24 protein-coding genes are annotated in these 24,027 nt (G+C 73.0%); 14 read left to right on the top strand and 10 right to left on the bottom strand.

Translation table 11 applies throughout. The annotated features are described in order from the left end of the window. The first annotated feature begins 225 nt into the window (after nt 1–225). Nucleotides 226–528: a hypothetical protein gene (locus OG937_25555; protein ID WUD74821.1), complete on the top strand. Its 303-nt coding sequence runs from the start codon at nt 226–228 to the stop codon at nt 526–528. 21 nt (nt 529–549) lie between these two features. Here the strand turns inward: OG937_25555 and OG937_25550 are convergent, their stop codons facing one another. The 3 genes from OG937_25550 to OG937_25540 all read right to left on the bottom strand — a co-directional run bounded on the left by OG937_25550 (nt 550) and on the right by OG937_25540 (nt 2,350). Then, nucleotides 550–1,284, bottom strand: a complete 735-nt coding sequence (locus OG937_25550) for a hypothetical protein (protein WUD74820.1) — start codon at nt 1,282–1,284, stop codon at nt 550–552. Nucleotides 1,285–1,295: 11 nt separating this feature from the next. Continuing rightward, nucleotides 1,296–1,880: an RNA polymerase sigma factor gene (locus tag OG937_25545; GenBank protein ID WUD74819.1), complete on the bottom strand. Its 585-nt coding sequence runs from the start codon at nt 1,878–1,880 to the stop codon at nt 1,296–1,298. Nucleotides 1,881–1,942: 62 nt separating this feature from the next. After that, entirely contained in the window at nt 1,943–2,350 is a 408-nt protein-coding gene (locus tag OG937_25540; GenBank protein WUD74818.1) for a hypothetical protein, read from the bottom strand. A 150-nt stretch (nt 2,351–2,500) separates the two neighbouring features. On the opposite strand from OG937_25540, the gene OG937_25535 reads away from it, so the two are divergent. After that, on the top strand, nt 2,501–2,722 hold the full coding sequence (locus OG937_25535; protein WUD74817.1) for a cold shock domain-containing protein: 222 nt from the start codon (nt 2,501–2,503) through the stop codon (nt 2,720–2,722). 13 nt (nt 2,723–2,735) lie between these two features. On the opposite strand, the gene OG937_25530 is transcribed toward OG937_25535, so the two are convergent. After that, a complete protein-coding gene (locus OG937_25530) occupies nt 2,736–3,176 on the bottom strand; it encodes an Lrp/AsnC family transcriptional regulator (protein ID WUD74816.1) in 441 nt (146 codons plus the stop codon). Nucleotides 3,177–3,181: 5 nt separating this feature from the next. Then, a complete protein-coding gene (locus OG937_25525; GenBank protein ID WUD74815.1) occupies nt 3,182–4,540 on the bottom strand; it encodes a transaminase in 1,359 nt (452 codons plus the stop codon). 258 nt (nt 4,541–4,798) lie between these two features. On the opposite strand from OG937_25525, the gene OG937_25520 reads away from it, so the two are divergent. The 3 genes from OG937_25520 (at nt 4,799) to OG937_25510 (ending at nt 8,320) form a co-directional block, all read left to right on the top strand. Further along, complete coding sequence (locus tag OG937_25520) at nt 4,799–5,194, top strand: nuclear transport factor 2 family protein (protein WUD78879.1); 396 nt, start codon at nt 4,799–4,801, stop codon at nt 5,192–5,194. 631 nt (nt 5,195–5,825) lie between these two features. After that, the gene (locus OG937_25515; protein ID WUD74814.1) at nt 5,826–6,035 is read left to right on the top strand and encodes a heavy-metal-associated domain-containing protein; all 210 of its coding nucleotides are present in this window, start codon (nt 5,826–5,828) and stop codon (nt 6,033–6,035) included. Then, nucleotides 6,032–8,320, top strand: a complete 2,289-nt coding sequence (locus OG937_25510; GenBank protein WUD74813.1) for a heavy metal translocating P-type ATPase — start codon at nt 6,032–6,034, stop codon at nt 8,318–8,320. The genes OG937_25515 and OG937_25510 overlap by 4 nt, the downstream gene beginning before the upstream one ends. A gap of 51 nt (nt 8,321–8,371) precedes the next feature. On the opposite strand, the gene OG937_25505 is transcribed toward OG937_25510, so the two are convergent. After that, entirely contained in the window at nt 8,372–8,797 is a 426-nt protein-coding gene (locus OG937_25505; GenBank protein ID WUD74812.1) for an SsgA family sporulation/cell division regulator, read from the bottom strand. Between the two features lie 157 nt (nt 8,798–8,954). On the opposite strand from OG937_25505, the gene OG937_25500 reads away from it, so the two are divergent. Both OG937_25500 and OG937_25495 read left to right on the top strand, forming a co-directional pair. Further along, nucleotides 8,955–10,181: a winged helix DNA-binding domain-containing protein gene (locus OG937_25500; GenBank protein WUD74811.1), complete on the top strand. Its 1,227-nt coding sequence runs from the start codon at nt 8,955–8,957 to the stop codon at nt 10,179–10,181. Between the two features lie 74 nt (nt 10,182–10,255). Next, nucleotides 10,256–10,444: a hypothetical protein gene (locus OG937_25495; GenBank protein WUD74810.1), complete on the top strand. Its 189-nt coding sequence runs from the start codon at nt 10,256–10,258 to the stop codon at nt 10,442–10,444. 58 nt (nt 10,445–10,502) lie between these two features. Here OG937_25495 and OG937_25490 read toward each other — a convergent pair whose 3' ends face one another. Continuing rightward, entirely contained in the window at nt 10,503–12,707 is a 2,205-nt protein-coding gene (locus OG937_25490; protein ID WUD74809.1) for a D-alanyl-D-alanine carboxypeptidase, read from the bottom strand. A gap of 484 nt (nt 12,708–13,191) precedes the next feature. On the opposite strand from OG937_25490, the gene OG937_25485 reads away from it, so the two are divergent. The 3 genes from OG937_25485 (at nt 13,192) to OG937_25475 (ending at nt 15,376) form a co-directional block, all read left to right on the top strand. Continuing rightward, nucleotides 13,192–13,902 (top strand): GPP34 family phosphoprotein, encoded by a 711-nt coding sequence (locus tag OG937_25485; GenBank protein ID WUD74808.1) that lies wholly within the window; start codon nt 13,192–13,194, stop codon nt 13,900–13,902. Between the two features lie 247 nt (nt 13,903–14,149). Then, complete coding sequence (locus OG937_25480; protein WUD74807.1) at nt 14,150–15,007, top strand: helix-turn-helix transcriptional regulator; 858 nt, start codon at nt 14,150–14,152, stop codon at nt 15,005–15,007. Between the two features lie 159 nt (nt 15,008–15,166). Further along, nucleotides 15,167–15,376 carry a DUF397 domain-containing protein gene (locus OG937_25475; GenBank protein WUD74806.1) on the top strand — a complete coding sequence of 70 codons (210 nt, stop codon included), beginning with the start codon at nt 15,167–15,169 and terminating at the stop codon, nt 15,374–15,376. Between the two features lie 79 nt (nt 15,377–15,455). Here the strand turns inward: OG937_25475 and OG937_25470 are convergent, their stop codons facing one another. Further along, nucleotides 15,456–16,301: a hypothetical protein gene (locus tag OG937_25470; GenBank protein WUD74805.1), complete on the bottom strand. Its 846-nt coding sequence runs from the start codon at nt 16,299–16,301 to the stop codon at nt 15,456–15,458. A 106-nt stretch (nt 16,302–16,407) separates the two neighbouring features. On the opposite strand from OG937_25470, the gene OG937_25465 reads away from it, so the two are divergent. The 3 genes from OG937_25465 (at nt 16,408) to OG937_25455 (ending at nt 20,248) form a co-directional block, all read left to right on the top strand. Further along, nucleotides 16,408–17,601: a PLP-dependent aminotransferase family protein gene (locus OG937_25465; protein ID WUD74804.1), complete on the top strand. Its 1,194-nt coding sequence runs from the start codon at nt 16,408–16,410 to the stop codon at nt 17,599–17,601. A 51-nt stretch (nt 17,602–17,652) separates the two neighbouring features. Continuing rightward, nucleotides 17,653–18,438 carry an SDR family oxidoreductase gene (locus tag OG937_25460; protein ID WUD74803.1) on the top strand — a complete coding sequence of 262 codons (786 nt, stop codon included), beginning with the start codon at nt 17,653–17,655 and terminating at the stop codon, nt 18,436–18,438. 280 nt (nt 18,439–18,718) lie between these two features. Beyond that, nucleotides 18,719–20,248 (top strand): Na+:solute symporter, encoded by a 1,530-nt coding sequence (locus OG937_25455; protein WUD74802.1) that lies wholly within the window; start codon nt 18,719–18,721, stop codon nt 20,246–20,248. Nucleotides 20,249–20,349: 101 nt separating this feature from the next. On the opposite strand, the gene trxA is transcribed toward OG937_25455, so the two are convergent. Continuing rightward, nucleotides 20,350–20,664 carry a thioredoxin gene (trxA, locus tag OG937_25450; GenBank protein WUD78878.1) on the bottom strand — a complete coding sequence of 105 codons (315 nt, stop codon included), beginning with the start codon at nt 20,662–20,664 and terminating at the stop codon, nt 20,350–20,352. A gap of 17 nt (nt 20,665–20,681) precedes the next feature. Then, a complete protein-coding gene (locus tag OG937_25445) occupies nt 20,682–21,101 on the bottom strand; it encodes a MerR family transcriptional regulator (protein WUD74801.1) in 420 nt (139 codons plus the stop codon). A gap of 123 nt (nt 21,102–21,224) precedes the next feature. Between OG937_25445 and OG937_25440 the strand changes: the two genes are divergently transcribed. Beyond that, nucleotides 21,225–23,798: a bifunctional FO biosynthesis protein CofGH gene (locus OG937_25440; protein ID WUD74800.1), complete on the top strand. Its 2,574-nt coding sequence runs from the start codon at nt 21,225–21,227 to the stop codon at nt 23,796–23,798. Nucleotides 23,799–24,027 lie beyond the last annotated feature (229 nt).

Below are 24,027 nucleotides of genomic sequence, written 5' to 3'. Positions count from 1 at the left end.
GGGGTGTGCGGATAGGGCGATTCCTCGCTTTCCGCTCCGCGGTGCGGTCCGCCTGACTTCGGGCGGCCTGAGGGTGTTGACCTGCGTTGCGGATCATCACAAGATGGCCGCGTACGGCTCTCTGCCAAGCTCGCCGGCCGGGCCGTCCTCGACCGCTTCGCCCGTCGGTACGGGCAGGCCGGTGTGCGGTCCGGCGCGTCCGGAATCCTGGAAGGTCACGCGTACATGCAGAGCTACGCCTCGGCGCAATTGGCATCACCTGGCACTTACTTCCAGACGGCGGCGTTCTGCTGCCTCGTGGCGATCGTGCTCATACGGGCGGGCCGCGTGTGGCGCCGCGCGGCGCGGGGCCTGCTCGCCCCCGACGAGCCGGTGCGCGTGGAATCCGCTCCGGCTGCGCCCGGTCAGGCGTCCTCGCCGGCGCGGGGCGACCGGACCGTGGGGCGGGTCTACCTCTGCTTCGGCTGGTTCCTGGTGCTGGGAACGGTCGTCAACCTGGTCAACGGCGTCCGCTCGGTGTGGGGCTGAGGATCCGTCGGGCCGGCCCGGTCAGCGGCGGCGGCCTCCCTCCGGGGTCTCCGAGCGGACCGGCGGAGCCGTGACCTCGGGGGCGCCGGTGAGCCGGGCGCAGTAGGCGGGAACGGCGGCGGCGTCGCCGGCCGCACGTTCCAGCCGGGCCAGGGTCGAGGCGTTGACGCTCTTGTGGTGCTCGGCGGCCTTGACGTACGTCTGGCACAGTCCCTTCAGCCCGGCGTCCGTAGGCGCGGCGAGCGGGGGCACCGAGGCGTGCGGGCCGCGTGACGGGACGGGCGGGGTCGTGAGCGGGGCCGTGGGCGCGGCGGTGGTGCCGCGCGGGGACGCGGTGCGCGTGCCGCCGCCCAGGCCCGCGGGAGCGGAGGACGGCGCGGGCGACACCGGCCGGGGTCCGGCCGTGACCGGGTGGAAGGGGCCGGGGAGCGAGCCGGTCTGCGCGGCCACGGCCACTCCGCCGAGGGCGAAGGCCGCCGCGAGCCCGCCGAGCGCCGCCCTGGTGCGCCGGGCGGACCGGCCGCGGCGGGCCCGCCTCCGGCCGTGCCCATCGCTCGTGGCGGATCGGGCCTCCCGGAAGGCCGCCAGCACGGCGCGCTCGCGTTCGGGGTCGCCCGGCAGCGGTGCCGCGGCGGCCGTGAGCAGGCGTGCGAGGGCGTCCGCAGGGTCGTCGCCGGCCGCGCTGCGGTCCGCGTCGAGGAGGCGCTCGGCCAGGGCCGCGTCCATCCGGTCGTCGTGTGCTCGGCTGTTCCTCATCCGTCAGTCCGTCACTTCTCCATGGCGCCGTCGAGGCGCTCCGCGAGGCGTTTCAGGCCCCGGTGGGCGGCGGTCCGCACCGCTCCCGGGCGCTTGCCGAGGACCTTGGCCGCGGCGGGGGCGTTGAGCCCGACCACGACCCGCAGCAGCACGGCCTCGGCCTGGTCCTGGGGCAGGGTCGCGATCAGTTCGAGCGCGCGCCGCGTGGACAGGTTCTCCAGGGCGGTGCCTCCGGCGTCCTCGAGGGTCGAGGGTTCGGCGGTGCGTTCCTCCAGGGGCGCGGTGCGCGGCCGGGCCCTGGTCCGGCGGAGGTGGTCAAGGGCCCGGTGCCGGGCGATGGTGGCGGCCCAGCCCCGGAAGGCCTGGCCGCCGCCGCGGAAGCCTCGCAGGTCCCGTACGACGTCGTGCCAGGTCTCGGAGGCCACGTCCTCGGCGTCGTCGCCGACCAGGCCGTGCAGGTAGCCCAGGAGCATCGGATGGACCTCCCGGTAGAGGGCGCCGAACGCGGTCTCGTCGCCGGCGCGGGCGCGCTGGACCGCGTCGCCCAGTTCCTCCTCGCCCATCCGGCCGCGCCGGCGGACCTCCGCCTTGCCCACTGCGTCCTCTTCGTGCTCGTCGACCCCGTGCCGCTGCCTGCCGCGCCGCGGCGCGGCGGGCGTCACCCCTCGGCCCGGCCCGCCACGGAGAGGCAGAAGAGGCGCAGGCTGTCCACCGGCCCGTTCTCGTAGCGCTTGACGGCCTTGCCCAGCGGGTTCCACACCCTTCCGTCGGGCGTCCGGATTCCGAACGGCTGGCCGAATGTATCCCGCTGTTCCTCGTCGAAGTCCACCCAGGTCGCTCCTGCGGTGCGGACCAGCACCTCGCCCGTGTAGGCGCCGAAGCCGCGGAGCGTGGGGGTGACGGCCTCGAGGGGCGGCTGCTCGCCGCGGATCGCCTCGATGACGCGGTCGACCAGGCCGAGGCTGGCCGGGGAGTAGTCGAGCCTGACACGGGAGCCCTCCCTGGCCATGGACACGACATCCGCGGCGAGACGAGGACCCAGAACCGTCGCCGGTGGATTGCTCACGCCCTGCTTCATCGTGCCCCTTCGCTCCGTCGTCCCCGTCCGCGTGTGACGCGTGTGGCTACTGAGTGGGGCGCGCCGCGCCGCGAAAGCGTTACACCGGGCGGCGGAGGCGACGGCGCCCCGTGGCGCGGACGCGCTTAGGCTGCGGGCATGGCGAACGCGACCGTACGCGAGTGGTACGAGGAAGAGGGCTGGGGCGTGCTGGACTGCCCCGAGACGCCCGGGGGGTGCTTCGCCCACTACAGCGACATCGAGATGAACGGCTTCCGCACCCTGTCCGCCGGCCAGTCGGTGGCCCTGGAGTGGGAGGCGCCCGGATTCGCGCAGGACGGCTACGACTACCGCGCCCTGCGCGTCGTCCCGAAGGGCTGACCGGGCCCGCGGGTCAGCCCACGTCCCACAGGAAGCGGTGGGTGTGGATGCCGAAGTACGGGAAGGTGTCCACCCCCGCGACTCCTTCGACGGCCCTGACGACGTCGTTGACGAAGTCCAGCAGGTCGGACGGGCCCGGGCAGACGACCTCGGCGAAGAGGGCGTAGGGCCCGGCGGTGAGGACCGCGTAGACGACCTCGTCCCGGGCGGCGAGCGTGTCCGCGACCGCACGCGGGTCGCCGTCCACGCGGACGCCGAGCAGCGCCATCGCCTGCCCGCCCATGGCCATGGGGTCGGTGACGCCCACGACCTGCACGACCTTGCCGTCGATGAGCCGCTGCAGTCGCTGGCGGGCGGCGGAAGGGGAGAGCCCGACCTTCGGGCCGAGGTCCGCGTAGGGGATGCGGCCGTCGGTCTGGAGTTCGCGGAGGATGGCGCGGTCGATGTCGTCCACGTGGTTCAGCCTGCCAGTTCGGCCAGCGCACCGGCGAAGAGGGCGGTGTGGGTGTCGACGTCGGCCTCGGTGGTGGCCGGGCACATCAGGGCCATGTTGTGGAACGGCGTCATGAGGATGCCGCGGTTGGCCAGCCACAGGTGCAGGAAGTCCTCCAGATCAGGGTCGGAGACGGCCGCCGACTCGGTACCGTCGCGCGGCGCGGGCGCGGCGAAGCGGTATTCCGTACGGGCGCCGAGGCGGCTGACGGACCAGGGCAGGCCGTGCGCGGCGACGGCGTCGGCGACGCCCCGCTCGAAGCGGGCGGCGAGGGCGGACATGCCGGTGAAGGCCTCGTCGGTGAGGACGTGTTCGAGGGTGGCGCGCATGGCGGCGACGGACAGGGCGTTGCCTGCGAGGGTGCCGCCGACGCCGCCCATGTCGACCAGGTCGAGGTCGCCGCGGGACAGGAGACGGTCGGCGAGGTCGGCGGAGAGGCCGTAGGCACCGGCCGGTACGCCGCCGGCGATGGCCTTGCCGATGGTCAGGATGTCGGGGTCGAGGTTCCAGGCGGCGGTGGCGCCGCCCGGCCCCGCGGAGAAGGTGTGGGTCTCGTCGTTGATCAGCAGGACGCCGTGCCGACGGGTGATCTCGCGGACGCCCTCCAGGTAGCCGGGCTCGGGCAGCACGATCCCGATGTTGGTGAGGGCGGGCTCCATCAGGACGGCGGCCACGTCCCCGTGGGCGAGCTCCCGTTCCAGGCCCTCCAGGTCGTTGAACTCCGCGACGCGGCTGGTCAGCGTGACGTCGCAGGGCGCTCCGACGTTGCCGGGGCGGCTCGCCCCGCCGCGGCCGCCGGGGCCGGTGACGATCAGGGACTCGTCGACGCTGCCGTGGTAGCAGTAGCTGTTGAAGAGGATCTTCTGCCGTCCGGTGACGGCCCGGGCGAGCCGGATCGCCCAGCGGTTGGCGTCGGTGGCCGTCAGCGAGTACGACCAGCGGGGCAGCCCGAAGCGGCGGGCCAGTTCGGCGCCGACCCACTCGGCGTCCTCGGTGGGCAGCATCGCCGTGGCGCCGCCCTGCTCGCGGTAGCGGCTCTCGATCGCCGCGGCGACGGGCTCCGGGGAGTGCCCGGCCATGGCGCCGGTGTCGCCGAGGCAGAAGTCGACGTACTCGTGGCCGTCGATGTCGGTCACACGGGCGCCGCGGGCACCGGCGAGGTAGCGGGGGAAGGCTCCCGCGTTCTTGTTCATCCAGGTCATCGGCACCCGGCCGAAGAGGTGGTCGGCCGCCTCGTACGCGGCCCGTGACTTCGGGTTGCGGGCGGCGGCCTCGGCGGTCTCCCGGGCGAGCAGTTCCTTCAGGCGGGTGCGGTCGACGGACATGGGGCCTCCTCGGCGACGGACGGCTCCGACCCTACGCGTGATTCCATCGCTGATCCATCCCCATACACGTGATTCGATCGTGCGAGCTATCGAATCCCCATCCGATGGCCAGTGCGAGGGCCATACAGACCTGCCGGGCGGAGCCGGCGGCCCGGCCGACGATCCGTCACGGCCGCAGCGGGTGCGCCCGCCGGGGACCGGTGCCAGGGTGGCTGGTGTCGGTCGGTGGACGGACGGCAGGGAAAGGCGGCGATGGCCATGGCGGGACACCCGCACGCCATGCTGGTCCACAAGGTGTACGCGGCGCTGACCCGGGGCGACATGGACGCGCTGGCCCGGCTGCTGGCCGGGGACGCGGCCCACCACTCGCCCGGCGACCATCCGCTCGCCGGTCACTACAAGGGCCGGGACGAGATCATCGGCTACTACCGCAGGCTCGCCGAGGAGACCGACGGCAGCATGCGGGTCCAGTTGCGGCAGGTGCTCGTCGACGGCCGGGGCCACGCGATGTCCCTCCACCACCTCACGGCCGAGCGCGGGGGCGGATACCTCGACCAGCCGGGCGGCATCGTGTTCCGGATCGTCGGCGACCGGATCACGGACCTGGACGAGTGCGTGGGCGACCTCGACGCCGCCAACCGCTTCTGGTCCTGAGCGGGCAGGCGCCCCGGGGCCCGGCCTCACGCCGTGACGGGGAAGACCTGCACGCCGTTGCCCACCATCGACCGCAGCGGCTCCAGCTCTCCGGGCGCGGTGGCGGCCCGCAGGCCCGGGAACCGTGAAGACAGCGCGGGCAGCGCGATCTCCGCCTCCAGGCGGACCGGCGCGGTGCCCAGGCAGTGGTGCGGCCCGTACCCGAAGGCGAGGTGGCGGCCGGCGGGGCGGGTGACGTCGAAGCGGCCGGCGTCGGGGCCGTGCCGCTCCGGATCGCGTCCGGCCGCGGCGTAGGAGGCGAGGAAGGCGTCGCTCCCGGGGGATGACGGTGTCCCCGACCGGGATGTCCTCGACGCTCGACGCGCGCGACCGGGCCGAGGGCGCGCAGGGCCGCGTTCTCCCCGTGCCGGTCACGGCCGAGCGGGTCAAGGCGCGGCGGCGCGGGCCGAGTTGTCATGGACGGCATCGTGGCGTGCGCCCGCGAGAAGGCGGAACCCCGCGCCACACCACCCCCCACTCCCCCACCCTCCCCTTCCCCGATACCCCTAGGGGGTATAGTTTGGTGGTGGGTGGACGGCACGGTGCCCGACGCCGTACACCGGAACACGCACAGAACGCACGAGGAGAACCCATGTCTGTCAGCTACAGCGTCTCCGGGATGAGCTGCGGTCACTGCGAGTCCGCGGTCAGCAAGGAGGTCTCGACCCTCCCCGGTGTGACCGGCATCACGGTGGACGCCAAGACCGGCCTGCTCACCATCGACTCCGACGCGCCCCTGGAGGAGGAGGCCGTCCGCGCGGCCGTCGACGAGGCGGGCTACGAACTGGTCGGGCCGGCATGACCCTCCCGGATCAGCAGCAGGCCACCCCGCGGATCGCCGCGCAGGCCGCCCCTGCGGGCGTCACCGAGCTCGAACTCGCGATCGGCGGGATGACCTGCGCCTCGTGCGCGGCCCGGATCGAGAAGAAGCTCAACCGGATGGACGGCGTCACGGCCACCGTCAACTACGCCACCGAGAAGGCCAAGGTGGCGTTCGGGGACGGGATCGGCGTCGGCGACGTGATCGCCATCGTCGAGGCCACCGGTTACACCGCCGCGGTCCCCGCCCCGCCGGTCACCGACGCGTCGCGGGAGGAGCCGGAGTCCGCGCCCGGCGAGCTCACGGCGCTGCGGCAGCGGCTGCTGACCGCCGTCGTGCTCGCCGTGCCCGTCATCGCGATGACCATGGTCCCGGCCCTGCAGTTCCGCAACTGGCAGTGGCTGTCGCTCACCCTGGCCGCGCCGGTCGTGGCGTACGCGGCATGGCCCTTCCACCGTGCGGCGTGGACCAACCTGCGGCACGGCGCCACCACCATGGACACGCTGATCTCCATGGGCACGCTGGCCTCCTTCGGCTGGTCGGTGTGGGCGCTCTTCTTCGGCGACGCGGGCGTGCCGGGCCTGACGCACCCCTTCGAGCTGACCGTCGCCCAGGGGCACGGCTCCGCCAACCTGTACCTGGAGGTCGCCTCCGGCGTCACCGCCTTCATCCTGGCCGGGCGCTACTTCGAGGCCCGTTCCAAGCGCCGGGCGGGCGCCGCGCTGCGCGCCCTGATGGAACTGGGCGCCAAGGACGTCGGCGTGCTGCGCGGCGGGCGCGAGGTACGCGTCCCCACGGCCGAACTGGCCGTCGGCGACCTGTTCGTGGTGCGGCCGGGCGAGAAGGTGGCCACCGACGGCGTCGTACGGGAGGGCACCTCGGCGGTCGACGCCTCGATGCTCACCGGCGAGTCCGTACCGGTCGAGGTGGGGCCGGGCCGGGCCGTCACCGGAGCCACGGTGAACGCGGGCGGCCGGCTGGTCGTGGAGGCCACCCGGGTCGGCGCCGACACCCAACTGGCCCGTATGGCCCGCCTGGTGGAGGACGCCCAGAACGGCAAGGCGGCGGCGCAGCGCCTCGCCGACCGGATCTCCGCGGTGTTCGTCCCCGTCGTCATCGGGCTCGCGCTCGCGACCCTCGGCTTCTGGCTCGGCAACGGCTCGGGCCCGACCGCCGCCTTCACCGCGGCCGTCGCCGTGCTGATCATCGCCTGCCCGTGCGCGCTCGGACTGGCCACGCCCACGGCGCTGATGGTCGGCACCGGACGGGGCGCGCAGCTCGGCATCCTCATCAAGGGGCCCGAGGTCCTGGAGACCACCCGGCGGGTCGACACCATCGTGCTGGACAAGACCGGCACGGTCACCACCGGCGCCATGACGCTGGCCGGCGTCCACCTGGCCGAGGGCGAGCGGGAAGACGCGGTGCTGCGCCTGGCCGGCGCCCTGGAGCACGCCGCCGAGCACCCCATCGCCCGCGCGGTCGCCCGGGCGGCGGAAGAGCGCACCGGCCCGCTGCCCGGCGTCACGGACTTCCGCGCGCTCCCCGGACTCGGCGTCCAGGGCACCGTCGACGGCCACGAGGTCACGGTGGGCCGCCAGGAACTGCCCGAGCCGCTCCCGGCGGGGCTCGCCCGCGCGAAGGCGGAGGCCGAGGCCCGCGGCAGCACGGTGGTCACGGCCGCCTGGGACGGCCGGGCCCGCGCCGTGCTCGTCGTCGCCGACGCCGTGAAGCCGACCAGCGCCGACGCCGTCCGCATGCTGCGCGGACTGGGCCTCACCCCGGTGCTGCTCACCGGCGACCACGAGGCGGTGGCCCGGGCCGTCGCCGCCGAGGTCGGCATCGACGCCGCCGATGTGATCGCGGACGTCATGCCGGAGGACAAGGTCGCCGTCGTGGCCCGGCTCCAGCGGGAGGGCAGGTCCGTCGCCATGGTCGGCGACGGGATCAACGACGCCGCCGCGCTGGCCCGCGCCGACCTCGGACTCGCCATGGGCACGGGCACGGACGCCGCCATCGAGGCGAGCGACCTGACCCTGGTCCGGGGCGACCTGCGGGTGGCCGCGGACGCCATCCGGCTGTCCCGGCGCACCCTGGGCACGATCAGGGGCAACCTCTTCTGGGCCTTCGGCTACAACGTGGCGGCCCTGCCGCTCGCCGCCGCCGGGCTGCTCAACCCGATGATCGCGGGCGCCGCGATGGCCTTCTCCTCGGTCTTCGTGGTCGGCAACTCGCTGCGCCTGCGCGGGTTCCAGCCGCTCGCGCGCTGACCCCCACGGGCCGCCCCCGGGCCGTGGGGGCGGCCGCCGGCCGTGGGGCGGTCACTCGCCGTCGGCGTCCAGCAAGGCGGCGATGACGGCGTCCATGTCCAGGTGGCGCAGTTCCTGCCCGGGCGGCACGGCCTCGTACACCCGGGCCAGGAAGCTCCGCAGACCGGAGGTGCGCACCTCCACGAGGGCGGTGCCCTCGTCGGTGCGGAACTCGATCGCGGTGTGCTCCGGCCCGTTCGGCCGGATGTGCACGTCGCCCTCCCCGGCGGGCTCGTACAGGCCCGTCGTGAGCAGCCCGCGGGCGAAGACCCAGGTCACCTCGGCGCCGTCGAGGGAGACCTCCGCGGGGAAGGTGATCCGGGCGGCGAGCGGGTCGTCGCGGCGGTAGCGCAGGGTCGCGGTGATCTCCCGGCCCCGGGGCCCCGAGCGCGGGGTGCGCAGACGGGCCCTGACGATGTGGTCGATGTCGGTCAGCATGGCCTTCCTCGGCAGGCGGGCGGTGCGCTCCGGATGCGTTCCGGTCCACCGGGAGAGCGCGGACGGCCGCTGTCCTTACGCGACTTCCGGCTCCGATTGTGTGATGTACGTCACAGATGGCCGGAGTCGCTGTCGGTGGGCCGTGCCACGATGAGCCATGGACGCACGACGGACGGTGGGAGCGGACGAGCGGCGGCGCCGCATGGCGGTGCGGCACCGGCTGACGCCGGAACGGCGGGCCGCGACCCCCGAGGAGGTCACCGAATCGCTGGTGGCGCTGCACGGCACGGACCCGGCGACGGTCTACGTGTCGGCCGCGGCCAGGATGCGCGAGCCCGGCGCCGCGGCCCTGGACCGGGCGCTGTACGAGGACCGGAGCCTGACCCGGCTGCTCGCGATGCGGCGGACGATGTTCGTGGTCACCACCGCCTCGGCGCCGGTGGTGCTCTCCGCGGCGGCCCTGGCGATCGCCGCGCAGGAGCGGCGGAAACTGCTCAAGCACCTGGCCGACGGCGGCGGCTGGGACGAGCGGTGGCTGGCCGAGCTGGAGGAGTCCGTGCTCGCCGCCCTGACCGGACGCGGCGAGGCGACGGCCGCGCAGCTCGCCTCCGACGTGCCCCGGCTGCGCGAACAGGTCGTGGTGGCACGCGGCAAGCCGTACGAGGCCACCCAGGCGGTGTCGACACGCGTCCTGCGGGTGCTGGCGGCGGAGGGCCGCATCGTCCGCAGACGGCCGGTGGGCGGCTGGACGAGCAGTCAGTACCGCTGGGCCCCGGGCACGGTGGCCCAGGCGCCTCCCACCCCGCAGGCACGCGTCGAGCTGGTGCGCCGCTGGCTGGCCGCGTACGGGCCGGGCACGGAGGCCGACCTGAAGTGGTGGACGGGCTGGACGCTGACCGAGGTCCGCAAGGCCCTGGCGGCGCTCGGCACGGAAGAGGTCCTGCTCGACGGGGAGACCGGCCACGTGCTGCCGGGCGACGGCGGCCCGGTCCCGCCGACGCCACCGTGGGCGGCGCTGCTGCCCGCGCTGGACCCGACGCCGATGGGCTGGCAGCGGCGCGACTGGTACCTGCCGCAGGACGAACGGGAGCGGGCGGCGCTCTTCGACCGCTCGGGCAACATCGGCCCGACCGTGTGGTGGAACGGGCAGGTCGTCGGCGGCTGGGCGCAGCGCGCCGACGGCGAGGTCGTCCACCGGCTCTTCACCGACCCGGGCCGCGAGGCCGTCGCCGCGATCGAGGCCGAGGCCGCGCGGCTGCGGGGGTGGCTGGACGGCGTCCGCGTCACGCCCCGCTTCCGCACCCCGCTGGAGCGCGAGTTGTCGGCCCAGGCCGCCTCGGCGTCCCAGGCGGCTTCACCGGCCTCGACGGCTTCACCGGCCTGAAACACCGTCACCACGGGTATGCCGCTCATGACGCCCGGTGACCGGCCGGGCGCGGACCGGGCGGAGGTGGACCGATGGAACAGGTGGCCGTGTTCTGCGGCAACTGCGACTGCGGCTGTCCCACGCTGTACGTGGACGAGACGGCGCCGGCCGACCAGCGGGTCGTGCTGACCGACGACTTCGGGCAGCGGGTGCGGATGAGCGCCGAGCAGTTCCGCTCGCTGGTCGAGGAGGCGAAGGCGGGCCGGCTGGACCACGTGTAGTGGTCCGGCCGGCCCGTCCTCCCGATCGCCCGCGCACCGCGGGCGGGGCCGACCCGGGTCAGGCGACCCGGGTCAGCTTCGAGCCGAAGGAGGGCTCGACGAGGGCCGACTCCAGCACGACCGGGACCCGGATCGTGCTGTCGCCCTTGCCGACGACGAGTTCACCGACCTGGTCACCTGCCTGCGCCGCGTGCGGCAGACCCCCCTTGCCGGTCTCCACCGAGATGTCGACCTTGAGGCCCGTCCAGCCGATCGCGGTGACGTCCTTCCCGGCCACCACCGGGGTACGGCCGCCGAGGCCGTCGTCGACGTAGCCGACGACGTCGCCCTTCTTGATGATCGCGGCCGAGGCGAGCGCGTCCCGCGTGCCGTCGATCAGGGTGCGGCTGCGGCTGAGGACCGTGTCGATGATCGGCGCCTTCTGCTGGTCGAGCATCGCGCCGACGATCAGCTGCTTGGTGCCGCCGATCGTGCGGTAGGCGGCGAAGAGCAGGTTGCCGCCGGCCTTGGTGCTGGTGCCGGTCTTGATGCCGACGATGTCGTGGTAGCCGGCCAGCTGGTTGTAGTTCTTCTGGTCGGCGCCGTTGATGTCCGTGTACTGGATCTTGGTGGCGATCTCCGCGAAGACCTCGTCCTGCATCGCCGCATGCCCCAGTTTGACCTGGTCGCTCGCGGTGCTGACGGTGGTCGCCTCCAGGCCGCTCGGGTCGGTGTACGTCGTGTCGTCCATCCCGAGTTCCTTGGCGGCGGCGTTCATCTTCTTCACGAACGCCTCCTCCGACCCCGCGTCCCAACGGGCCAGCAGGCGGGCGATGTTGTTGGCCGAGGGCAGCATGACGGCTTCCAGCGCCTCGTACTCGCTGAGCTTCTGCCCGGCGGTGACGGGGACGACGGACTCCGACTCCTGCATGCCGCTGTGGTACTGGTCCTCGGCCTTCTGGTCGACCTCGACGGTCTCGCCCTTGCCGCCCTTCTTGATCGGGTGGTCGCGCAGGATGACGTAGGTCGTCATCACCTTGGCGACGCTCGCGATCGGCGTCGGCACCTGCTCGCCGAACTCGCCCATACGGCCGAGGCCCTCGGCCTCGACGACGGCCTGGCCCTCGCTGGGCCACGGGAGCGCGAGTTCGTCGCCCCTGAAGGTGTACGAGGTCTCGGCGGTCAGGTCCAGTTCCGGCTCGGGCAGCGGGCGCAGCGCCTGCGCCACGCAGAAGGCCACGATCAGCAGCAGGACCAGCGGGGTCCAGATCTTGATCCGCCGCACGGTCGTGCGCAGCGGCGTCTGCGGCGGCGGCGGCGTGTTCGTCAGTTCCGCCAGCAGCCGCAACGGCTCGTCGGGGTCGGGCGGCAGCGGCATCTGCTTCGTCCGCGAACCGCCGCCGGGCTCCGTGGTCCGCGCGGTCTCCACGGGCGCCGGGGCCTGCGGGACCACGGCCGGGCGGTCGTCGGTCCGCAGCGGGACAAACGTTCCGCTCGGCCGGGAGGGCGCCTTGACGGGCGCGGACGCGGAGGGCGCGCGCAGGGTCAGGGTGCGGTCCCTGACCGGCGTGCCGCCGCCCTCGGTGCGGGGCGCGCGCAGCGTGAGCGTGCCCTCCCCGGCCCTGGGGCCGTCGTGTCCGCCCCCGGACGCCTCGCGCGCCCCGGGTCCGCCCTTGACGTCTCCGGGGCCCTGTGAGGGGCCCTCACCGCCGTCGTCCCCGCGGTCGTCCGACGGGGTGGCGTCCCGGGACTCCCCGGGAGCGTCCTCCGTGGAGTCGTCCGGGGTCTCCTCGCCCGCGTCGCCGACGCCGTCGTCCCCGGACTCCGCTTCGTCGTCCGCCCCGGTCCGCTCGTCCGTCCCCGCGGAAGGCTCCTCGCCGCGGCCGGTCTCCCCGGCGGCGGAAGGTTCCTCCACCTCGGCGCCGGAGTCCGCGGACTCCTCGGAGTCCTCCGGCTCCCCGGCGTCCTGGGGGTCCACGGCGTCCACCGCGTCCTCGGGCTCCCCCACGGGCGTCCCGCCGGCGGAGGGTTCCGCGGCGCCGTCCCCGGAGGCCTCGTCCTCGGTGCCGTCCTCCGCGGTGCGGTCCTGCGGGCCGTCCTCGGTGCCGGCTTCGGCCTCCGCCTCGTCCCCTGCCCCGTCCTCGTCCCCGTCCGTACCGGATTCCTCCGCGCCCGCCTCCTCGGCGACTGCGTCGTCGGTACGGGATTCCGCGTCGTCCCCCGCGCCGTCGGCCGGAGGGGCGTCCTCCGCGTCCGGCGTAGCGTCCTGCGGATCGCCGTCCACGTCCGCTCCGTCATCCGGCGTAGCCGAAGCACTCCGATCCGGCTCCGGCACGCCCTCCGCTTCGGGCGGCTCCGGCGCGAACTCCGGGTCCCCGGTGGCCGGTTCAGATGCGCCCCGGGGCGCTCCCACGACCCCGCGGAAGACCGACAGCCTCGGATCCACCGCCCCGCCTCCGGTCGCCTCCCCCGACAACTCCTGCTGCTCCGCCCTGCCGGGGGACTCGCCCGCCACCGGACCTCCTCCACACTTCGCGCGGTGCGCCGCCGCGGCGCCCCGCTCACCCTTACACCAGTTTCCAGGCCCCTGCCGTGAAGCCGCCGTGGGACCCGCCGTGGGACGCCGACGGCCCCCCGCGAGCCACCGCCGCCCTCGGTGCTAGACGAGAACGACATATGAGTCGGTTCCCGCACGAACGGGCTAGGCGCTCTCGACAGGCCGGTGTGAGAGGCGTCACCCTGTCATTCATCCACGCGGGGAGGCATGGATGGGCAGGAGCCGCAGAACACTTCCGGAGGAGCTACTGCTTCTCGCCTTGGACCCGGCCACGGGTACCACGGCGCAGCCGCAGTCGCTCGACCTCGGTCTTGCAGGGGCACAGCTAGTGGAGCTGGCCCTCGCAGGACGGATAGCCCCTGACGGGGATCGTATCGCCGTGGTGCACCCACGGCCGACAGGAGATCCGACCCTGGACTCCGCGCTCGAACTGCTGCGCCGTCGTGGCAGCCCCGTGCGCGCCGTCCACTGGATCGGCGGGCCCCGCCTGGGGCTGCGCCAGACGTATCTCACGCATCTGGAACGGTGCGGCATGGTGCACGCCGTGCCGGGGCAGATGTGCGGGGTGCTGCCGACCACGCGCTATCAGGCGACCGACAGCGAGGTCAGCCGGGAGATCAGGGCCCGGCTGGACAGTGCGATCCGCACCGGGGTGCCACCGGACCCGCGGACCGCCGCACTCGCCGCGATCGCCCATGCCGTGGGGCTCGGCAAGCACCTGTACCCGGGCAACGAAGGCCGGTCGTCCCGATCGCGGCTCCGTGACCTGATCAGGTACGACCCCATGGGCGGCCTCGTCGCGCACGCCGTGATGGACGTGCAGAACGGTGCCGCCGCGCAGCCGAAGCGCGCCCCCGCCCAGGGGCGTCCGGCGGCGGCCAGGGCGACGGGCCACGGCATGGTCCGCGCCGGCGTCCGCTGACCCGGGGTGTCCGGCGGCAGGGCCCGGACACCGTGACGACCGCGATCCCACCGCAACCGCCGCGCGCGGGGCGGCGACCGGCACCGGCCGGCCGCCGCCCCGCGCGCTGCCGTTTGTCCGCTCTTTCGACGAGCGCAGCATATGACCAATTCCCAGCGGTGGGATGACCGATAGTGGCACTCTGCTGACCAGCAGTACATATCTGCAGAGAACACGGACCAGTCCGGAATCCGGAGGTGCACATCCCGTGGCCGCCAACGTCAATCCCACCGTCAGGCGACGCCGACTCGGCTCGGAACTGCGCAAGCTGCGCGAGCAGAAGGGGATGACCGCGGAGGAGGTCGCCGCCCGGCTGCTGGTCTCCCAGTCGAAGATCAGCAGGCTGGAGAACGGGCGCCGGAGCATCAGCCAGCGCGACGTGCGCGACCTGTGCAGCGTGTACGGGGTCGAGGACAGCCGCCTCGTCGACTCCCTGATGAACATGGCGCGCGAGTCCCGGCAGCAGGGCTGGTGGCACGCCTTCGGCGACGTCCCCTACAGCGTCTACATCGGCCTGGAGACCGAGGCCGAGTCCCTGCGCGTCTACGACTCCCTGGTGGTGCCGGGGCTGCTGCAGACCCGCAACTACGCCTCGGCCGTCATCGAGGGGACGCTCCCCGAGGCCACGCCCGAGCAGATCGAGAAGCGGATCGAGATCCGGCTGCGGCGCCAGGAGCGCGTCACCGACCCGGACTCGCCGCTGCGCTTCTGGGTGGTGATGGACGAGTCCGCGCTGCGCCGTATCGTCGGCACCAAGGACGTGATGCGCGAACAGTTGGAGTACCTGGCCCAGATGAGCACCCAGGCGCACGTCACGGTCCAGGTCCTGCCGTACGACGCCGGGGCCCACCCCGGCATGTCCGGCAACTTCGCGATCCTGGAGTTCGCCGACGCCACCGACTCCAGCGTCGTCTACATCGAGGGCGTCACGAGCGACCTGTACCTGGAGAAGCCGACGGACGTACACGGCTACAGCGTGATGTACGAGCACCTGCGGGCCCAGGCGCTCAGCGCGGAGCAGAGTCGGCAGTTCATCGCGGACGCCGCGAAGGAGTACGCACGCTGACCCTCCGGCGGGAATCCCGCAGAGTACACCTGCGCCCCGTGAGGCGGAAGACCTCCTGGAATATGCCACCCGTTGGAGGTAATAGCCGCTGTGGGCAGTGATGTTGGCGAGTAGCTTCGATCACGTCAGAGCTGCACAAAAAGAAAGCTCGGAGCGATCATGGCTATTCAGCTCGGAAACACCAGGGCGTGGACCAAGTCCACCCGTTCCCAGGGAAATGGCGCCTGCGTCGAGGTGGCCTCCCGTACGACATCGGCCGTCGACGTCCGCGACTCCAAGGACCCCGACGGCCCGACGCTCGCCTTCTCCCCCGAGGCCTGGGCGGCGTTCGTCGCGGACGTCGGCCACGGGACGTACGACCTCGACTGAGCACCGCCGCAGTACCCGTACGGGCCCTCTCGACCGGCACGCCGTCCTGGCCGAGGGGGCTCACTGCCACCCCGGCGCCCTACCCCCGCAACCGGTCGACGTAGGTGTCGGTCCCGGGCACCGTGGGGACGAAGGGCGCGACGAGTTCGACCCGGCCCAGACCCGTGCCGGCCACCTCGGTGTCCAGCCCCGTGAAGTGCTCCTCCCACACCTCGCGCGGGTCCCGCTGCAGGAACCACAGCAGGGTGAGCCGGGTGCCGACGCCCTCGACCTGCTTCACGTACGACATCCGCTCCAGCGGCAGCGGTGTGGGACGGAAGACGGCCACCATCGCGGAGGGCGAGCCGGCCAGCCGCCGCGGCAGGTGGCGGTCGCGCAGCAGGCCGAACAGCGCGTCGCACTCCTGCGGGGTGTCGGTGTCGACCACCTCGACGACCAGCCCCGCGTAGGGGTGGTCGAGCGCGTGGAAGTCCCGGGGACCGGCCGGCCCGTCGCGGTAGACGGTGACGGCGTGGTCCTGGAAGGCGGTGAAGACGTGGGTGCGGTCGTGGTGGACGCGGGCGTCGCGGTTGAGGCGCCGGTTGATGGCGACGGTCCACTTCATGTGGTCCGCGTAGCGCCCGGCCGTGATCCAGTACACGGTGATGTAGCAGCCCTCGGTGACGGGCCGGGCCACCGCGGACTTCTCCGGGTAACGCAGTAACTGCAGGTCCCGGGTGGCCACCCAGCGGCGCCCGGCGTACATCCAGGGCATGGCCATGGCGCCGGCGATGAAGTGGTCGTCCTCGTACCAGCGGTTGTAGGCGTACTCGTGGCCGGGGTGCGGCTCGACCATGGTGATGAGCGCGTGGCCGAGGCCCGGGCCGTACGGGCCGACGGAGGCCAGTTCGGCGTAGACCTCGCTGCGGGTGTCTTCTTCGGTCATGCATACGGTGTAGCTGACCAAGTGTCAGATATGGAAGCCCGTGGCGGCGCCCGACCTATCTGTGTACGGTCCGCGAAATCGCCCGCCCACAGCGAAGGAGCCCGTCATGCGTGCCGCCGTCCCCGGCCTCGCCACCCGCGCCACCTCCGTCGGCGGCTCGCCGGTACGGGAGATCCTCGCGCTGACCGCACGCCCGGAGGTGATCTCCTTCGCCGGCGGGCTGCCCGCCCCCGAGCTCTTCGACGCCGCGGCGATACGCGCAGCGTACGACCGCGTCCTCGCCGAGGCGCCCGAGCGGGTGCTGCAGTACTCCACCACCGAGGGGGACCCGGCGCTGCGCACGGCGGTCGCTGGCCGGCTCAGCCGGGCGGGACTGCCCACCGGCTCCGACGACCTGCTCGTCACCGGCGGCTCCCAGCAGGCCCTCACCCTGATCTCCACCGCCCTGCTGGAACCCGGGGACGTCGTCCTCGTGGAGGACCCGGGCTACCTGGCGGCGCTGCAGTGCTTCGCCTTCGCGGGCGCCCGCGTGGTGCCCGTCCCCTCCGACGCGGACGGCATCGACCCGATGTCCCTGGAGCTGGCCGTGGTCCGGGAGAAGGCCAAGCTGCTCTACCTGGTGCCCACCTTCCAGAACCCCACGGGCCGCACGACGACCGCCGAGCGCCGGCAGGCGGTCGCCCTGATCGCCGAACGGCACGGGCTGTGGATCGCGGAGGACGACCCCTACGGCGAACTGCGCTACGACGGCGAGGCGGAGCCGTGGATCGCCTCCCACGAGGCGGCCGCCGACCGCACGGTCCTGCTCGGCAGCCTGTCCAAGATCATGGCCCCCGGGATGCGGCTCGGCTGGCTGCGCGCCCCGGCCGCCCTGCACCGGGCGTGCGTGGTCGCCAAGCAGTCCGCCGACCTGCACACCTCGACCGTGGACCAGGCCGCCGCCGCCCGCTACCTCGCCGACTCCGACCTGGACGCCCATCTGACCCGGGTCCGCGCCGCCTACCGGGAGCGGCGGGACGCCCTGCTGGCCGGACTGCCCGGCGCGCTGCCCGAGGGCAGCTCGTGGAACCGGCCCGAGGGCGGCATGTTCGTCTGGGCCCGGCTGCCCGCCGGTTACGACGCCTCCGAGCTGCTGCCCCAGGTGGTGGCCCACGACGTGGCCTACGTGCCGGGGGCACCCTTCTACGCGGGCGTGCCCGACCGTGCGGCGCTGCGGCTGTCCTTCGTGACGCACACCCCGGACGAGATCGGGGAGGGGCTGCGCAGGCTCGCCAAGGCCCTGGCCATCGCGGGCGGGTGAGCCTATCCTGACGGTCCGTCAGTTCATCCGTCCGGGTGGAGGTGGTGGGCCGTGCTGCTGCGCGACAAGACCGTGGTGGTGTCCGGGGTCGGAGCCGGCCTCGGACAGCGCGTCGCCCAGGCCGTCGTCCGCGACGGCGGGAACGCGGTGCTCGGCGCCCGCACCGAGGCGCACCTGGCCAAGGCGGCCGACGAGATCGACCCCGGGGGCGCCCACGTCGCCTGGCGCTCCACCGACATCAAGGACGCCGCGCAGTGTGAGGCGCTGGCCGCCCTCGCGCAGGAGCGCTTCGGCGGGATCGACGCGGTCGTCCACGTCGCCGCCATGGACGGCTACTTCGGCGGTCTGGCCGACGCCGACTTCGAGAGCTGGAAGACGGTGCTGGACGTCAACCTGCTCGGCACGCTGCGGATGACCCGGGCCTGCCTGCCCGGCCTGCGCGGGCGCGGCGGCGGCTCGGTGGTCTTCATCGGCACCCAGTCCGCCGTGGCCGCGCCGTCCCAGGTGCGCCAGGCGGCGTACGCGTCCTCCAAGGGCGCGCTGACCTCGGCGATGTACTCGCTCGCCCGCGAACTCGGCCCGGAGCGGATCCGGGTCAACACCGTGCTGCCGGGCTGGATGTGGGGCCCGCCGGTCCAGGCCTACGTCGGCTTCACCGCGCACACCGAGGGCGTGCCGGAGGACGAGGTGCTGCACCGGCTCGCGGACCGGATGGCGCTGCCGGAGCTGGCCACGGACGGCGACGTGGCCGAGGCCGCGGTCTTCCTCGCCTCCGACCGGGCGCGCGCGATCACCGGGCAGTCGCTGCTGGTGAACGCGGGCGAACTGATGCGCTGACAGGGACGGTCGGAGCCCGGGCGGGCTCCGGTCGACGTGCGGTCGTTCCGGCGAAGTACCCGCTCATCGTGGGGCGCCGAGCAGGTTCACAACAACGTGAAGTAAGGTCAAGAACAAGTAAAATCGTTCTACTCGCTGATCGGTGTTCATGTCCTTGAACGCCGATGGTCTTGACCAGCCCCTTTCCAGGCGGTTCAATCTGGGGCGCCGCCCCGCGACGGACGTACCGGCGAAGTGCGCTCCCGTTCACAAGGCGGACCCCTGGAAGGGGCAACAACGCATGAACAGTCTCGACTGGGCCGTACTCGTCGGCTACTTCGGCGTGATGGTCGCCATCGGCCTGTGGTCCCACAAACGCGTCGACGACGTCAGCGACTTCTTCACCGCGGGCGGTCGCATGCCCTGGTGGCTGTCCGGCATCTCGCACCACATGTCCGGCTACAGCGCGGTCATGTTCACCGGGTACGCCGGCATCGCTTACACCTACGGCGTCACCTCGTACGTCACCTGGTCCTTCCCCATCGCCATCGGCATCGCCATCGGCGCCAACCTCTTCGCGCCCCGGCTCAACCGGCTGCGCTCGCGGCTGCACGTGGCCTCGCCGCTGGAGTACCTGAAGACCCGCTACAACGTCCCGACCCAGCAGGCCCTCGCCGTCTCCGGCGTGCTGCTCAAGATCGTGGACGTGGGCGCCAAGTGGGCGGCGATCGCCACCCTCCTGTCGGTCTTCACCGGTGTCTCCCTCAACCAGGGCATCCTCATCACCGGCGCCGTCACGGCCGTCTACTGCACCGTCGGCGGCCTGTGGGCGGACGCCCTCACCGAGCTGGGCCAGTTCGTCATCCAGCTGCTGGCCGGCCTCGCCATGCTGGTCGCCGTGCTGGGCGAGATCGGCGGGATCAGCGGGCTGTGGACGGTCTGGGACAAGCTGCCGGACAACCACACCGCCCCGACCGCCGGGCCGTACACCCTGACCTTCCTGCTGGCGTACCTGTTCATCAAGACGTTCGAGTACAACGGCGGCATGTGGAACCAGGCCCAGCGCTACATGGCCACGAGCAACGCCCGCGAGGCCACGCGCTCCGCGCGGCTGTCGTCCGTGCTGTGGTTCGTCTGGCCGCTGATCCTGTTCTTCCCGATGTGGGTCGCCCCGCTGCTGGTGAAGGCGCAAAAGCCGGACGCCTCCGACTCGTACGCCCTGCTGACCGAGCAACTGCTGCCGCACGGCCTGCTGGGCCTGGTCGTCGTCGGCTTCTTCTCGCACACCATGGCCATGTGCTCCTCCGACGCCAACGCCATCGCCGCCGTCTTCACCCGGGACATCGCCCCGGTGCTGTCCAAGGCGGCGCGCGGCTGGAACGCACGGGCCGGACTGCTCGCGGCGCGGCTCACCACCGTGGCCTTCCTCGCCCTGTCGATGGCGGTGGCCACCCAGGTCAACTCGCCGACCTTCAAGGACATCATCACGGTCGTCATCAAGTGGGTGGCCGGCCTGATGGGCCCGATCGCGATCCCGTTCATGCTCGGCCTGCTGCGGACGTTCCGCAAGTCCGGCCCGACGGCGGCGCTGGTCTCCTGGGCGGCGGGCCTGTTCGCCTTCTGGCTCACCAACTACGGCCTGGACGGGGTGCAGCTGCAGATCCAGATCGTGACGCCGCTCGCGGTCAGCCTCGTGCTGTACGTGCTCATCGGCTTCGTCAAGCCGGAGGACACCCCGGAGCGCGACGCGGTCCTGGCGCGGATCAACTCCGACGGGGACGGGGACGACGTGGCCGCCGCGACCCTGCCCGAGGAGCCCGCGAAGGCCTGACGGCCGGTGTCCCGGGGCGGCCCTTCACCCGCCCCGGGACCCGCCCCGGCGCCCGTGCGTCGGCGGCTCGATTCGCCTCCGGAGCGCTCAAGACGGCGCCCTCACAGGACGTCGGCGAGCTCCTGCAGCAGCCGTCGCTTCGCCCGCGCCCCCACCAGGGACTTCACCGGCTCCCCCGACCGGAAGACCATCAGGGTCGGCATCGACAGGACGCCGTACGCCGACGTCACCCGCGGGTTGTGGTCCACGTCGAGCTGGACGACCTTCAGCCGGCCCGCCTCCTCGCGGGCGACCTCCGCCAGGACCGGGGCGATCTGGCGGCAGGGCGGGCACCAGTCGGCGGTGAACTCCACCAGCACCGGCTCCTCGGCCCCGAGCACCTCCTCGGCGAACGTCGCGTCGGTCACCTCGGTCAGGCCCTCGATGTGCGTCGTCATCGCGTACTCCCCTCGTTTGCCTCGCAGCTGAACTCACAGCGCGGTTCGGAGGTGCCCCCGGCCGAGGCCAGCTCCGCGCGGACGAGCTGCGAGCCGAGTCGCTCGCGGAGCTCCCCCAGGCGGTCGATGCACTCGTCGAGCTCGGCCAGCTTGCGCCGGTAGACGTCGATCGAGGCGGCGCAGGAGTCACCCTCCGGGTGGCCGGCCCGCAGGCAGTCCACGAACGGCCGGGTGTCCTCCAGTTCGAAGCCGAAGGCGCGCAGCGTCTGGATCTGCCGGAGCAGTCGCAGGTCCTGCTCGTCGTAGGCCCGGTAGCCGTTGCCCGTGCGCCGGGCCCGCAGCAGGCCGAGCGATTCGTAGTGGCGCAGGGCGCGGGTGGTGGTCCCGGCCCGTTCGGCGAGTTCTCCGATCCGCATGCCCCCGACGGTAGACCTTGACGCCGACGTCAAGGCCAGCCCGGATATTCCCCGTCGGGGCCCGGCGGCCCGGTGATCCTCCCGACACCGCCGACTGACGTACGCCGCACCTATCCTCGGAGGATGACCCACACTCCGCCCACCACCAACAGCATGCGCCGTGCCCTCAAGCGTGCCCGTGACGGCGTCGCGCTCGACACCGCGGAGGCCGCGGTGCTGCTCCAGGCGCGGGGGGCGGACCTCGCCGCCCTGACGGAGAGCGCGGCCCGGGTGCGGGACGCGGGCCTGGAGGCGGCGGGACGACCCGGGATCATCACCTACTCCAAGAGCGTCTTCATCCCGCTCACCCGCCTGTGCCGGGACAAATGCCACTACTGCACCTTCGTGACCGTCCCCGGCAAGCTGCGGCGGGCCGGGCACGGGATGTTCATGTCCCCGGACGAAGTGCTGGAGATCGCCCGGCGCGGTGCCGAACTGGGGTGCAAGGAAGCCCTGATCACCCTCGGGGACAAGCCGGAGGAGCGGTGGCCCGAGGCGCGGGAGTGGCTGGACGCCCACGGCTACGACGACACCATCGCGTACGTGCGGGCGATGTCCATCCGGATCCTGGAGGAGACGGGGCTGCTGCCGCACCTCAACCCCGGTGTCATGAGCTGGACGGACTTCCAGCGGCTGAAGCCGGTCGCGCCCTCGATGGGCATGATGCTGGAGACGACGGCGACCCGGCTGTGGAGCGAGCCCGGCGGCCCGCACTACGGCTCCCCCGACAAGGAACCGGCCGTACGGCTGCGGGTGCTGGAGGACGCGGGGCGCAGCTCCGTGCCGTTCACCAGCGGGCTGCTCATCGGCATCGGGGAGACGTACGAGGAGCGTGCCGAGTCGCTGTTCGCGCTGCGCCGCGTCGCCCGGTCGTACCACGGCATCCAGGAACTGATCATCCAGAACTTCCGCGCCAAGCCGGACACCGCGATGCGCGGCATGCCGGACGCGGAACTGGACGACCTGGTGGCCACGGTGGCGGTCGCCCGGCACATCATGGGGCCGTCGGCCTGCCTCCAGGCGCCGCCGAACCTGGTGGACGCGGAGTACGCCCGGCTGATCGGGGCCGGCATCGACGACTGGGGCGGGGTCTCGCCGCTGACCCCGGACCACGTCAACCCCGAGCGGCCCTGGCCGCAGATCGAGGAACTGGCGGCACGCTCGGCGGAGGTGGGCTTCAGCTTGCGCGAACGGCTCTGCGTCTACCCGGAGTTCGTCCGGCGCGGCGAGCCGTGGCTGGACCCGCGGCTGCTGCCGCACGTCGCCGCGCTGGCCGACCCGGCCACAGGTCTGGCGCGCGAGGACGCCGAGGTCACCGGCCGTCCGTGGCAGGAGCCGGAGGAGGTCTTCACCGCCGCGGGCCGCACCGACCTGCACCGCACCATCGACACCGAGGGACGCAGCGGTGACCGCCGGGACGACTTCGACGAGGTCTACGGGGACTGGGAGGCGCTGCGCGAACAGGCCGCCCCCGGCCTGGTCCCGGACCGCATCGAGGCCGATGTGCGCACCGCGCTGTCCGTGGCCGCTGACGACCCCACGAAGCTGACCGACGCCGAGGCGCTCGCGCTGCTGCACGCCGACGGGGCGGCGCTGGACGCGCTGTGCCGGATCGCCGACGACGTCCGCCGCGACGCGGTGGGCGACGAGGTCACCTACGTCGTCACACGGAACATCAACTTCACCAACGTCTGCTACACCGGCTGCCGGTTCTGCGCCTTCGCCCAGCGCCGCACCGACGCCGACGCCTACACCCTGTCCCTGTCCCAGGTCGCCGACCGGGCGGAACAGGCCTGGCAGCTCGGCGCCACCGAAGTCTGCATGCAAGGCGGCATCCACCCCGACCTGCCCGGCACCGCCTACTTCGACATCGCACGGGCGGTGAAGGAACGCGTACCCGGCATGCACGTGCACGCCTTCTCCCCCATGGAGGTCGTCAACGGCGCCACCCGCACCGGCCTGTCCCTCCGCGAATGGCTGACCGCCGCCAAGGAAGCCGGCCTGGACTCCGTCCCCGGCACCGCCGCCGAGATCCTCGACGACGAGGTCCGCTGGGTCCTGACCAAGGGCAAACTGCCCGCCGCCACCTGGGTCGAGGTCATCACGACCGCACACAAGCTGGGCCTGCCCTCCTCCTCCACCATGATGTACGGCCACGTCGACCAGCCCCACCACTGGCTCGCCCACCTGCGGCTGCTCGCCCGGATCCAGCAGGAGACCGGCGGCTTCACCGAGTTCGTGACGCTGCCGTTCATCCACACCAACGCGCCCGTCTACCTGGCCGGCATCGCCCGCCCGGGCCCCACCCTGCGCGACAACCGCGCGGTCACCGCCATGGCCCGCCTCCTGCTCCATCCCCACATCCGCAACATCCAGACCAGCTGGGTCAAGCTCGGCACCGAGGGCGCCGCCGAGATGCTGCGCTCCGGCGCCAACGACCTCGGCGGCACCCTGATGGAGGAGACCATCTCCCGCATGGCGGGCTCCGGTTACGGTTCCTACCGCTCCATCCGCGACCTGGTCGCCATCGCCGACGCCGCCGGCCGCCCGGCCCGGCAGCGCACCACGACCTACGGCGAGGTACCCGCCGAGCGCATCGCCGCAGGTCTGGCCTCCGACGGCCACCTGCCCGAACTGCTGCCCGTCCTCGAGGACTGAGCCGGGGCGCGGCCCCCGGCCGCGCCCCTCGGCAACCTGTGCAAAAGAGTCCGAGCAACTCTCCAAAAGCGTCACACAGGCTGCGCACCTCCTTCGGGAGGTGTCGTTAGCGTTGCTGGCCGTCCCGCCCTGCACGGTGAACGTGCGCGCGGACCTGCCGCCGACGTCCCCCGGCGGCGTCGTCAGCAGAGAAAGACTCGGACATGGACTACTGCTCCTCTTGCCGTCG

Origin of the sequence: Streptomyces sp. NBC_00510, assembly GCA_036013505.1 — a bacterium.
Classification (GTDB): Bacteria; Actinomycetota; Actinomycetes; order Streptomycetales; family Streptomycetaceae; genus Actinacidiphila.
The sequence above is the reverse complement of the archived record's forward strand: the minus strand, read 5'-3'. Positions and strand labels throughout refer to the sequence as shown.